Origin of the sequence: Clostridium kluyveri, assembly GCF_001902295.1 — a bacterium.
Classification (GTDB): domain Bacteria; phylum Bacillota; class Clostridia; order Clostridiales; family Clostridiaceae; genus Clostridium_B; species Clostridium_B kluyveri_B.
Genome location: NZ_CP018335.1, coordinates 3,031,438 through 3,043,884, shown reverse-complemented (window position 1 = coordinate 3,043,884; position 12,447 = coordinate 3,031,438). Strand labels below are relative to the sequence as shown.

The window sequence follows — 12,447 nt, the reverse complement described above, 5'->3', positions numbered from 1 at the left end:
AAAGAGCATAATTTGAAGTTCATCAAATTCCAAGTTTGTAAAGTTGATTCAGAATAATTTTAATCCAGTTCTGTCGTATCTTTCTTTTGTGGACAAAAAGTAAATAAAATACTAGGATACAAACTAATAAATAATAGTTATTATTTAAGGAGTGGTTTTGTGAAGAAATGCATTGTAATAATGGGATAGTCAAAAAGTATCATAATATAAAGGAGAGAGTTAAAATGACTATTCCAAATTTAAATAAAGTATATCCAAGAAGTAACGATTACCAAACAGTATATCTTAAAAATGTAATTACTAGAGACAATATAAAAGTTGGAGATTATACAATATATAATGATTTTTATAATGACCCAAGGGATTTTGAGAAAAATAATGTGTTATATCAGTATTCTGTAAACAATGATAAATTAATAATTGAGAAGTTTTGTTCAATTGCGTGTGGAGTAAAGTTTCTCATGACTAGTGGGAACCATACAATTAAATCATTATCTACGTATACATTTCCAATATTTTATGAGGAATGGGGTTTAGACGTCAGCCATATAACAGATGCTTGGGATAATAAGGGGGATATTGTAGTTGGCAATGATGTGTGGATAGGATATGACTCTATAATTATGTCAGGTGTGAAAATTGGAGACGGTGCAATTATTGGAACTAGGGCAGTAGTTACTAATGATGTTCCACCATATGCTATTACTGGAGGAGTACCAGCAAAGATTATAAAGAAAAGGTTTAGTGATGATGTAATTTCTAAGTTGATGAAAATTAAGTGGTGGGACTGGTCATATGAAAAGATCCGGGCAAATATTCAATACATTCAATCAGGTAGTATTGATAAATTAGAGTGATATTTTATACTACATTCTTCTTATAATATGGTAAAAAGGCTTGCTTACAAGTAAGTCTTTTGGCTGTGTATTTATACCAATAAATTTTAAAGGAGGAAAACAAATTATGGCAATAATTGAAAAATATAAGGTAATACAGGCATTTGAGCCTAAAACCACAAATGCTGCGATCACAAGTGACTATGTAACTCTTAAAAATTCTATTACGGCAACTGTTGTTGTAAACCTAGCCCAGACAACAGGGCATGAAACACAAATATCTCTGTACCAGGCACAGGATGTGGAAGGAACGGGTGCAAAGCCTTTAGTAAATAATGTTCCAATACTGGCAAATGAAGATGTTTCAATAAGTGATAAACTTGTAAGACAGCAGGATGGAGTAAGCTTTGCTGTATCTAACACTGCAAAAAATAAACAGGTGATATTTCATATTGACCCGGCTAAACTTGATGTAAATAATGGCTTCTGTTGCTTGAACGTAAGACTTGGAGCAAGTTCCCAGGCTACAAACTTTGCAGGTGGTGAATTTATACTGGAGAATAAATACCCGCAGGAATACCCACCTTCTGCAGTAGTTGATTAAACTTAGGTTAAGGTGATTTCATGGCTTTAAAAATTATAACTTCACCTGCAGTTGAACCTATAACTTTAGAGGAAGTAAAACAGCATTTAAGGATAGCAGGCAGTGATGATGATATTATTTTACTCAGTATGATTAAACAGGCCAGAGAGTTTTGTGAGGATTTTCAGAATAAAAAATATATTACCCAAACTTTAGAGCTTGTGATGGATTCTTTTCCAGGAGATAACTATATTTCATTTAAAAACTCCTCGCCAGTTCAAAGTGTAGAAAGTATCAAGTACTATGATACAAGTGATCAGGAGTTTATATTTGACCCAAGTAACTATATTGTTGATACAGATAGTTTTATTAATAGAATAGTTCTTGGTTACTGCAGGTTATGACCAACCATGCAGCTGCAGCCTGTTAATGGAGTAAGAGTTAGATTTACTGCAGGTTTTGGAGATAATGGTGAAAGTGTTACAGAAACAGTTAAATGGGCAATGGTACTTCACATGAGGCTTCTCTATGATGATTACAAACCGGATGAAAAGAGGAAAATTGAAGAGGCAAGAAACTCATTACTTGGCATGAATAGGGTGATACCAATATGAGAACAGAGGAATTAAGGCACAAAATAACATTTCAAAGTCTTACAACTTCTACAAATGAAAATGGCTTTGAGGAGGAAATATGGGAAGGTTACTTAACTGTTTGGGCAGGGGTATCAAATCTTTATGCAAGAGAATTCTTTCAAGCCGCAGCCGTGCAGGCAGAGAAAACTGTTAAATTTACTATTAGGTTTATTAAAGGCATTGATGAAAGTATGAGGATACTATTTGGAGATAAACAGTACAATATAACTTCTATTGATAATATAAAATACAGAAATAGATATATGGAAATAAAAGCTTTGGAGGTGGAAAGCAGTGGCTGATATAGAACTTACGGGCGTTGATGAAATATTAAATAAGCTTCAAAGAATAGGTGCAAATATTAGTAGACTTGAAAATAAAGCACTCAAAAATGCCGCAGAACCTGTACTCCAGGATGCGAAGGCAAATGTTCCTGTGAGAACCGGAAAACTTAAAAAAGGTCTTAAGATAACCAATGTTAAAAAGAAGGAAGGGGTAAAGTATATCCTTGTAGGCGTTGATAGGGGGGATAATTCAGAAATTTTTTATGGAAAATTTGTGGAATTCGGCACTTCCAAAATGTCTGCAAGACCATTTCTACAGCCGGCCTATGAGAAAAATAAGGATACTATACAAAAAACTATAGCTGATACTTTGAAAGAGGGGTTAAAGTGATAAACAGTTTAATTGTTCAAACTTTAGAACCTCTTAAAGTTCCTGTTTCATTTCAAAAATATAGGGGAAAGGAAAACACCTATATAACCTTTTTTAACTATCTGGAACAAGGTGAGCATTACGCAGATAACGAAGAAAAGGAAACAGGATATTATATTCAAATAGATGTGTGGAGTAAAAATGACTATACAGAACTTGTAGAAAATGTGACAAATTCCATGAAGGCCGCAGGATTCAGGAGAACCTCTGCGGCTGATTTATTTGAGGAAGACACTAAAATATATCACAAGATGTTGAGGTATGTAATTACAATACCAATAAAATAACGAAAGGGAGGTAATAATTTATGTCAGGAGTAGTAAACAGTGCCCCTATAGGGGTAGAAAATTTAGTATATGCAGTTTTAACAGATGAAACCACAGCAACCTATGGAACACCTGCATTAATTTCACCTGCAATAAATGTAAAGATAAGTCCAAAGAGCAATTCAGATACACTTTATGCCGATAATAAGGCAGTTGAAACAGTATCCACTCTGGGAGAGGTGGAGGTAGAACTGGAAACTCAGGATTTACCTTTAGAAGTACAGGCAATTTTACTCGGTCATACATTAGATGCGGCAAGTAAAGTAATGAGCTATGAGGCTGATGACAATGCCCCTTATGTGGCGGTAGGATTTAAGGTGAAAAAAGGAAATGGTAAGTACAGACGGCAGATGGAAATATACAGCTGATGAGGACAGTGGTTTTACAGGTGGGGCTTCCTGGTTTATCAGTGTATATGCTCCAGCAGCTTAATATTAAAAATTGGAGGGATGAACTGTGGAAATAGTATTGAACGATAAAACCTATGTTATGCCCAGGGTAAAAGCCCGTATACTTAGAAAGGCTATTGAGATAAATGAAAATATAGATTTTAACAATCTAAAGATAAAGGATTTAGACGGCTTAGTGGATTTTGTAGTAGAGCTTTATGGTAACAAATTTACAAGGGACGATTTTTACGATGGACTTGATGCAGATAAACTTATAGAAACCCTAAATAACAGTATAAATGGAATAGTGGGAAACCTAGGAAATAAATTAAATGAATTCCCAAACAGGTAAGCGGGGGCAGCAGTGAAGAGCTGTCTCCGCCTGACTTTATAAAAGAAATCTATCTAGAGCTTTTAGGACAGGGGTGGACATTAAATGATATTGACGGCATGGATATATTTTATTACTTTGATATTTTAATCTACAGGGCTAATAAGGAGTATAGGAAAAATTTAAATGCCGTTTTAAATATATTGTAGAGGTGGTGGGAGAGTTGGCAGAAGAACTTGGAAGCCTGGCGGTAAAAATAGGACTGGATTCAAGTGGATTTCAAAATGGTATAAGCAGTATTAACAGGAGTCTTAGAGTGCTCGATAGTGAGTTTAAAGCAAACACTGCTGCTCTTGGGGAAAATGGAAAAGGACTTGAGGGACTTAAATTAAAATCAGAAAGTCTTTCAAAACAGTTAGAACTCCAAAGACAAAAGATTGGAGCTTTAGAACAAGCTTATACCAAAAGTGCTGAAATAAAAGGTAAAGACAGTAAAGCCACCCAGGACCTTGAGATAAAACTAAATAAGGCAAAGCAAACCCTCTCACAAATGGAAAATGAACTTTCTAAGACAAATAAAGAAATAGAAACACAAAGCAGCAGGTGGACTTCCCTAAGTAAGAGTTTAGATGGTATAGGAAGTAAAATGAAAACTATAGGTGAAGGGTTTTCAAATGTGGGAAGTAAACTTTCACTTGCAGTAACTGCCCCTCTTGTTGCCGCAGGAGTTGCAAGTGTAAGGCTTGCCTCAGATACAGCTGAGAGCATGAATAAAGTTGAGGTTGCATTTGGAAGTGTTAACCAAAAGGTAAAGGACTGGTCAAATACCACTTTAAAGAGTTATGGTATAGCAAAAGGAACAGCACTTGATATGTCAGCCCTTTATGGGGATATGGCAACAAGTATGGGATTAAGCCAGGAAGAAGCTGCAAAGATGTCTATGTCACTTGTTGGTCTTGCAGGTGATTTATCAAGTTTTAAAAATATTGATATAAAACAGGCAGAAGAAGCTTTAAACGGTATATTTACAGGTGAGACAGAAAGCTTAAAAATGCTTGGGGTAGTTATGACAGATGCAAACCTGCAGCAGTATGCTTATTCCAAGGGAATACAGAAGAGAACACAGGATATGACAGAAGCTGAAAAAGTACAGCTCAGGTATAACTATGTCTTAGAAAAAACTAAAAATGCCCACGGGGATTTTGAACGTACAGGTGCAGGTACTGCCAACCAGATGAGGGTATTTCAAGAGAGTTTAAAAGAACTGGGTGCCACCATGGGACAGAATATACTCCCTATAATAACCCCCATAATTACTACATTAAATGAATGGATACAGGCATTTGGAAAACTGGATCAGGGTTCCCAGAGGATAATACTCGTCATAGGTGCACTAATTGCTGTAGTTGGTCCGGCTTTAGTTGCAATTGGCAGCGTGGTAAAAGCTGTAGGTGAGATATCCTCGGCCATTTCTAAGGTATCAGCTGCTGCAGGCAATTTAGGTGGTATGTCTAAGATACTTGGAATGGTGTTTAATCCCTGGGTAATTGGCATAGGTCTTGCCATAATTGCAGGGTATGAAATTTACAAGCACTGGGATGTCATCAAGCAGGGAGCTTCTAACCTCTGGAACAATCTTACCGCCATTTTTCAAAATATAAAAACCTCTATAGTTAATGCCTGGGAAAGTGTAAAGACGTTCACACTAACTGCCTGGGAAAACTTAAAAAATACAGTAAATAACGGACTTAACAGTATAAAAAGTTTTCTAGAGCCAGCTCTAAATTTTTATAGGACTATATTTCAAAATACCTGGGATATTATAAAAAATATTGTTTTTGGTGCTGTACTTATAGTACTTGATATAGTCACAGGAAACTTTACAAAGTTAAAATCTGATATAGAGAACCTCTGGAATAATATAAAGACAGCCCTTACAAATATATGGGAAGCTATAAGAGGAGTCGCTTCAGGTGCCTGGACTAAATTAAAGGAAACTGTAATAAACCTCTGTGGAAGTATAAAAGATGAAGCTATAAATGTATGGAATAGCCTTTTAAATTGGTTTTCTGAACTGCCTGGCAAGCTTTACAGTTATGGTTCAGATATGTTTACCAAAATGAGAGAGGGAGTAGGAAGTACCATAGGAAGTGTGAAAAGTTCTATAGAAAGTGGTATAAATAGTGCCTTAGCCTATTTAGCAAGTCTTCCATCTAGGGCATGGAAATATGGTGCAGACTTTGTTAATGGAATTGTAAATGGAATAAGGTCAGCTGCAGGAAAAGTAGAAGATGTAGTAAGTGCACTGGCAGCTAAAATAAGGAGCTATCTTCATTTTTCAGTGCCGGATGAAGGGCCACTTACTGATTATGAAAGTTGGATGCCAGATTTTATGAGTGGCCTTGCTGAAGGTATAAATAAAAGTAAGTCTGCAGTAATAGAAGCTGTAAGGGGACTGTCATTGGATATGAAAGTAAATACTAGGACATCTGTAGAAGTACCATCGGGCAGTAATTTAAAAGATAGTAAAAATACAGATGATAGAAATGGATTTATATTACACATAGAAAATTTTAATAATAACACAAATAAAGATATAGAACAGCTGGCCTATGAACTGGAGTTTTACAGAAGAAAAATTTCTATGGGAAAGGGAGGAATTTAGAATGCTCAGTTTTAATTTTGGCGGTAAAAACAGTTATGATGATTTTGGAATTTTAATAGCTAAAAGGCCAGACATTCCTTCTCCTAAACGAAGGGTAAGTACCATAAATATCCCGGGAAGGGATTCTAATTTAAGATTCGATGAAAAAACCTATGAGGATATAACACTAGGCGTTGAATGCTTTGTAAAAGATACACAAAACCTTGGAAGTAAGCTCGATGATATAAAAGCCTGGCTTTTTGGGGTTGGTGAAAGTGATCTCATATTCAGCTTTCAATCTGATAAAAAATATATTGCACAGGTGGTAAATGCTATTGATTTTAAACAGGTTTATAGGTATTTCAGTCAGTTTCCCATAATATTTAACTGCAGGCCATTTAAATATGCAGTGGAAAATAATATGGTAACTCTAAATACCTCAGGTGGAGATGTAACTAATCCGGGGAGCTTAGAAAGCGAACCTGTGATAAGTATTTACGGCTCTGGTGGTATAGTTTTAAAAATAAATGAAGACCAGATAACTTTTCAAGATATAACCGAAAAGATCATAATGAACTCAGTTATACAGGACTGTTATGATGATTCAGGAAATAATTTAAATGGCAAGATGACAGGTGAATTTTTAAAATTAAAGTCAGGTGGAAATATTATAGAGTGGAGTGGCAGTGTTACTAAAGTGGAACTTTTACCGAACTGGCGGTGGCTTTGATGATCTGCATCTACGATAAAAAAACTACCAAAGGAAATTTTGATAATAACGGTCTTGGAATTTTAAGTGAAGCTATAAGCTGTTACATTACTGAAGAACTAAATGGAGATTTCTCACTAGAACTTGAGTATCCTGCAAGTTCCAGAAAATCAAAGTACCTTGTTGAATGGAACATAATAAAAGCAGACGGACAGCTCTTTAGAATATACATGGTAGAAAAAGATAGTGATGATAAAAATATTATTAAGGTCTGGGTAAAGCATATATTCTATGACCTTTCCTATTATTTTATAGAAAGTATGGAAGGTAAAAACTGCAGTGTAAAGACAGCTCTTGAGAAATGTTTAATAGGAGATTTGCTCACCATATATACAGTAGACAGCGATATTATAACAGCTAATTCAATCAGTCTTGAAGAGAAGAATCCAGTAGAAGCCATATTCTCTATAATTAATATATGGGAATGCGGCCAGCTTAAAAGGGATAACTTTGATATAAAAATACTTACCTCAATTGGAAAAGATGCAGGAGTTTTAATTGCACAGGGTAAAAATATATCGGGACTGAAGTTTAATATAGATACCACAAGTGTTGTAACAAAGCTTTATCCAGTAGGAAAAGATGGTATAAAGCTTACTGAAAAATATATAAGTGTACCTAACTGGGACAGTGAAAAGTACCCGCCGTTTCCTATTATAAAGAAAGTGGAGTTCAAAGATGCAGAGGATGAAGTTACTTTAAGGCTGCTTGCCCAGGAAGCCGCCAGTGTAATAGGGTTAAGTAAAGTTAGTATTGACGTGGACTTCGTTGAACTTAGTAAGACTAAGGAATATGAAAATTATAAACATCTCCAGACAGTTAATATAGGAGATTCAGTTATAGTAAGACACAAGGATTTTGAAATAGATGTAAAAGTCCCAGTAGTTAAAATAAAGAAGGATATTTTAACCGGAGTAAATGTTAAAGTTGAACTTGGTCAGCCAAAAGACAGTATATTAAATCAGCTTGATACGGCATCTATTAAAACTACACTGGATGAACTTGGAAATAAAGTAGCAGAGTCCTTTAGCTCCATGCTGTATTATGCGAATCCTGTTGCACTGACAGTTGGGATATCAGCAATAGAGCCAATATATTTAGGGGTTACCGCAGTAGCATCTACAAATTTAGCTATGAACTTTTCTATGTACTGCACTGCAAGTGCTATATGTACTTTAACCATGCAGATTCAGCTGGATAATAAGGATATTCCATTTACCCCAAAACAAAAACTCCAGCAGGGAGATAATACAATTGGAATACCCCTTGGAATTCCACAAGTATCTCAAGGGGCACATTATATTGCTGTGTTTTTAAAGGTAGATACGGGAACGTTAAGCATACCAATGTTTAATCTGCAGTGTATGATTGACGGGAGAAACCTTCAGGGCGGCTTAAATTCACACCCACCACATGCAGAATGTTTTGATAAGCAAAGTTTTGTAAATATGAACGGTCTATATTTCAGTAAAATTAAGGGCAACTATATTGAAACTGAGTTACAAAATCCTATAACTTCAATGTTAGGTACCCATCAAACAGCAGATATAGCAGCAATCAGTAGTGGAAGACAGATGAGTACAAATTATGCCCTTTCAATCAAAAAGTATGGTGATATTTTATATTTAACTTATCAGTATAAGGACAAATATGTGATAGATGAAAATATTCTAACAATAGATAATGACGGACTTTACTTTAGAACAGTTTATGAAGGAACAGCAGTTAATGAAGCAATAGATTCAGGAAAACTGTACAGCTATGAACTTTTAGACAGCAGTAATTTTACAAGCATTGAAAGTCTGGAGGTGAAATAATTTGGGAGTATACAGCAGCAGTATAATTCCACCAAAGGGAAACAGTAGTATGACTTTAATAAGTTCCCATAATGATGATACTACAGTTAGTTTTCCCGATATAGGCTTTGACTTTTACTACAATGGAGTAAACTGCAGGACTACAATTAAAACAAATGGTAACTCATGGGTTGGGTTTACCGGGGGAACTGAACAGCTAAAAATAAATAGAAGGGATGCAGGGGCAGACAACATTTACTATGTGCAGGAAACTGTAAATGACAAACCTACCTTTAGAATTAGATGGGAAGGCCATGGAGTGTACAGCACCTGGGGAACTCTTAATTTAGTATGGGAACTGATACTTTTTAATGATAGTGCAATGGTGCTTGTTATTGAGCAGATACCTAATACAGGTACAAATTCTTTTGTAAATCCAACTTTAGGAACTACTACTTTAACCCTTGAAAATAATAAATCCTATGCATTTATTCCGGGGCAGGAGCAGGGAAAAGCATACACTGTTAAGGAGGGCTCCTACATCCAGGCAAATATTAAATATCTCATGGTAGATGGAAATGATATTAAACACTGGGACACGGCATCTTTAAGTTATGTCAAGGTTTCAGAACTTCTTCAGAACTTCCACTGACAGCAGATAAATTTCAAAGCTATGGTGATGACAATTACCATAAAGAAAGGACAGGACTTATATCTACTTCTCCAATATTGAAAATATGGTCACCGCTAGCTGAGATGCCAGTACCTGTGGTAATTCAAACAATTAAACCAAAACCTGTAATTGTAAGTATGAAAGAAGACATTTTATTTACCGAAGCATATATAATAGATATAGCTAATGCAGTAATAAGCTTAGATAATGCAGGTAGTGGAATTATAGTTTTTATAGTAAGTGTAGATAGTGGAACTTCATGGAAGGCATGGAATGGAAGTCTATGGGCACTGGTGGATATAGCAAATATGGAGGATGTGAAAACAAAGGGTATGACTGTGCCAGTACTTCAAGGAATTACTGAAGCACAGTGGACATCTCTTGACCTTTCAGATAAAAAGATAAGATTTGCATGGTATATGGAGATTACAGCTAGTACAAATATTTTAAGATTGAAGGAGATAAGAGTTAATTATAATACTGTGTAGAAGAGGCATAGGGTTATATATTCAAGAATGTTTAAATAGTTCAATTTAATCCCCTCAAATTTCATGATATGCTAGAATTAGTTATGGTGGAATTGTAAATAATGATGTAGAAATAGAAATGATATAGTGAGAGTAAAAAGTGAAAAAACATTAAAATGCTATTATGTATGGAGGTACTGTTATGATAAGAATAAATGAAAATCAAATTGAGTCAATAGCTATACTTTTAACAAAATGTTTTATTAATGATCCTTTGATTATTATGCAGACAAAAGGGATAGATGATAGAGAAAAATTTTTGAAAAAGCTATTTATGAGCCAAGTACCTATTTTTCAAAAAACAATAGAGGTATTTAGTTTAGATAGTAAGCTTAATTCTGTAATAATTGGTTATGAAAAAAAGAATTATAAGAGTTTTAGAACACTAATACTAAATTTAATGGCAAGCCCTAGAGTATTTCGCGTTCTGGGAAAAAAAGATTTTAAGATATATTCATCCAATGTAAAAAATGCTTTAAAGGTTATTAATTTAAAATGGCAAAAAGAATTTATCAAAAGTAATTATTATTACATTAAAGCAATTGCTATTGCAAATGAAGAACGTGGTAAGGGTGTTTTTAGAAAATTGATTACGCCAACATTGAACTATTGTAATGAAAATACTATACCTACAATTTTAGAATCAAATGACCCAAACAATATACCAATCTACGAACACTTTGGTTTCAAACTAGTCAAAACCATAGCAGAAAATGAGATAGACTTGAGGCAATATTGCTTTATAAAATACCCTGATTAAATATTTATAAAATGCACTTATAGAATTATATAAATGAAATTGTTATGATAATATTAATGTATAATCTTCTTATTATGAGTAACATGAAACTTAAAAGATTATTATTGTAGCATCACTAAGTTTTAAAATTTCCAAGCTGTCCCAATATACTGTATTATAATAAACTTCCTAAGAATTAATTTTTCAGAGTTCTCTTTTAATCTAATAAATATGACTTGAAAGCATATCAGTTAAGAGTTAACATACCACAAATATAAGATTTGGAGGTATGGATATGCTGGAAGAATTTCAAGAGTTTATTGATTTTTTTATTGATAAAAGGCTTAATGATATTTCACTTGGTTTGGGAAAGAAAGATGATAGCTATAAAAAATTAGAAATCGCATTACTGAAGATATAGGATAAGTTTATAAATAAGGGTGATGAAGAGTTACAGGGGCTATTTGTAGAATATGGAGATATTATAAATGCCGAGATGGCCATTATATACAGAGAAATTTATATATGTGCTTTTAAGGATGCTTTAAGAGCTATTGGAATCTTTGAGACTATGAAGAAATAAGTAAAGTGATATAAATGACTCGATAATACAACCATTTTTCGAAGGGACGCAGGTGCAATTTATATATATGTAACATTACATTTTAGGAAGGAAGATTTAAGATGAAATATTATGTTGTTGATGCTTTTTCTGATGAAGTGTTTAAAGGAAACCCTGCGGGTGTATGTGTTTTAGATAATCCTATAGATGGTAATACAATGCAGAAAATTGCAGAAGAGAACAATTTATCAGAAACAGCTTTTGTAATTAAAAATAAAAGTAGCTATGATTTAAGGTGGTTTACGCCAAAGGCTGAAATAGACTTGTGTGGACATGCCACTTTGGGAACTTCTTATGTTATTTCTAACTATGTTGATATTGGAATTGAAAGTATGAGTTTTAATACTGCCAGTGGAATACTAGAAGTTAGACGAAATGGTGATTTGTATGAAATGGATTTTCCTTTAAGAGAAGTAAAGAAAGTAGAAGTATCTTACCCAGTAATTTCACAGGCTATTGGAATTAAACCGGCTGAAATATATTTATCAAGAGATTTATTTATAGTGTTAGAATCAGAAGAACAAGTAAAAAGGCTAGTTCCCAATTTTTCAGAAATGTTAAAATTGAATAAAGGATTAGGTGTTATCGCTACAGCTAAAGGAACAGATGTGGATTTTGTATCACGTTGTTTTTATCCAAAACTCGGTGTAAATGAAGATCCTGTAACAGGTTCGGCCCACAGCAACTTAATACCATTTTGGTCACAGAAATTGAATAAGGATATAATGACAGCTAAACAGTTATCAAAACGTGGAGGAATATTATACTGTAAAATGAATAGAAATAGAGTTGAAATAGGTGGAAAAGCTGTACTTTATATGAAAGGAAATATTAATGTATAGTTTATTTATATTTTATAATAT

17 protein-coding genes are annotated in these 12,447 nt (G+C 34.1%); all 17 read left to right on the top strand.

All coding sequences use genetic code 11. The features are described 5' to 3' along the window. Positions 1 to 224 precede the first annotated feature (224 nt). The 17 genes from BS101_RS14635 to BS101_RS14570 all read left to right on the top strand — a co-directional run bounded on the left by BS101_RS14635 (position 225) and on the right by BS101_RS14570 (position 12,426). Entirely contained in the window at positions 225 to 857 is a 633-nt protein-coding gene (locus tag BS101_RS14635) for a CatB-related O-acetyltransferase (protein ID WP_073539490.1), read from the top strand. A 106-nt stretch (positions 858 to 963) separates the two neighbouring features. Then, the gene (locus BS101_RS14630; protein WP_073539489.1) at positions 964 to 1,440 is read left to right on the top strand and encodes a hypothetical protein; all 477 of its coding nucleotides are present in this window, start codon (positions 964 to 966) and stop codon (positions 1,438 to 1,440) included. A 20-nt stretch (positions 1,441 to 1,460) separates the two neighbouring features. Then, entirely contained in the window at positions 1,461 to 1,823 is a 363-nt protein-coding gene (locus BS101_RS23970) for a head-tail connector protein (RefSeq protein WP_242951295.1), read from the top strand. 6 nt (positions 1,824 to 1,829) lie between these two features. Next, on the top strand, positions 1,830 to 2,033 hold the full coding sequence (locus tag BS101_RS23965) for a hypothetical protein (protein WP_242951294.1): 204 nt from the start codon (positions 1,830 to 1,832) through the stop codon (positions 2,031 to 2,033). Continuing rightward, entirely contained in the window at positions 2,030 to 2,356 is a 327-nt protein-coding gene (locus BS101_RS14620) for a phage head closure protein (protein WP_073539488.1), read from the top strand. Before BS101_RS23965 ends, BS101_RS14620 begins: the two co-directional genes overlap by 4 nt. Next, positions 2,349 to 2,729: an HK97-gp10 family putative phage morphogenesis protein gene (locus tag BS101_RS14615; protein WP_073539487.1), complete on the top strand. Its 381-nt coding sequence runs from the start codon at positions 2,349 to 2,351 to the stop codon at positions 2,727 to 2,729. The genes BS101_RS14620 and BS101_RS14615 overlap by 8 nt, the downstream gene beginning before the upstream one ends. Further along, positions 2,726 to 3,055: a hypothetical protein gene (locus tag BS101_RS14610; RefSeq protein WP_073539486.1), complete on the top strand. Its 330-nt coding sequence runs from the start codon at positions 2,726 to 2,728 to the stop codon at positions 3,053 to 3,055. Before BS101_RS14615 ends, BS101_RS14610 begins: the two co-directional genes overlap by 4 nt. A gap of 20 nt (positions 3,056 to 3,075) precedes the next feature. Further along, positions 3,076 to 3,462, top strand: coding sequence for a major tail protein (locus BS101_RS14605; RefSeq protein WP_073539485.1), 387 nt, complete (start codon positions 3,076 to 3,078; stop codon positions 3,460 to 3,462). 88 nt (positions 3,463 to 3,550) lie between these two features. Next, entirely contained in the window at positions 3,551 to 3,835 is a 285-nt protein-coding gene (gpG, locus tag BS101_RS14600) for a phage tail assembly chaperone G (RefSeq protein ID WP_073539484.1), read from the top strand. 202 nt (positions 3,836 to 4,037) lie between these two features. Further along, positions 4,038 to 6,479 carry a phage tail tape measure protein gene (locus tag BS101_RS14595; protein WP_073539483.1) on the top strand — a complete coding sequence of 814 codons (2,442 nt, stop codon included), beginning with the start codon at positions 4,038 to 4,040 and terminating at the stop codon, positions 6,477 to 6,479. Between the two features lies 1 nt (position 6,480). Further along, on the top strand, positions 6,481 to 7,188 hold the full coding sequence (locus BS101_RS14590; RefSeq protein ID WP_073539482.1) for a distal tail protein Dit: 708 nt from the start codon (positions 6,481 to 6,483) through the stop codon (positions 7,186 to 7,188). After that, positions 7,188 to 9,044: a phage tail spike protein gene (locus tag BS101_RS14585; RefSeq protein WP_073539481.1), complete on the top strand. Its 1,857-nt coding sequence runs from the start codon at positions 7,188 to 7,190 to the stop codon at positions 9,042 to 9,044. The genes BS101_RS14590 and BS101_RS14585 overlap by 1 nt, the downstream gene beginning before the upstream one ends. A gap of 1 nt (position 9,045) precedes the next feature. Continuing rightward, complete coding sequence (locus tag BS101_RS23960; protein WP_242951293.1) at positions 9,046 to 9,675, top strand: hypothetical protein; 630 nt, start codon at positions 9,046 to 9,048, stop codon at positions 9,673 to 9,675. 77 nt (positions 9,676 to 9,752) lie between these two features. Continuing rightward, the gene (locus BS101_RS23955) at positions 9,753 to 10,184 is read left to right on the top strand and encodes a hypothetical protein (RefSeq protein WP_242951292.1); all 432 of its coding nucleotides are present in this window, start codon (positions 9,753 to 9,755) and stop codon (positions 10,182 to 10,184) included. A 181-nt stretch (positions 10,185 to 10,365) separates the two neighbouring features. After that, positions 10,366 to 10,983, top strand: coding sequence for a GNAT family N-acetyltransferase (locus BS101_RS14575; protein WP_073539480.1), 618 nt, complete (start codon positions 10,366 to 10,368; stop codon positions 10,981 to 10,983). A gap of 274 nt (positions 10,984 to 11,257) precedes the next feature. Beyond that, on the top strand, positions 11,258 to 11,383 hold the full coding sequence (locus BS101_RS24265; protein WP_278335237.1) for a hypothetical protein: 126 nt from the start codon (positions 11,258 to 11,260) through the stop codon (positions 11,381 to 11,383). A gap of 263 nt (positions 11,384 to 11,646) precedes the next feature. Further along, positions 11,647 to 12,426, top strand: a complete 780-nt coding sequence (locus BS101_RS14570) for a PhzF family phenazine biosynthesis protein (RefSeq protein ID WP_073539479.1) — start codon at positions 11,647 to 11,649, stop codon at positions 12,424 to 12,426. Positions 12,427 to 12,447: the final 21 nt, after the last annotated feature.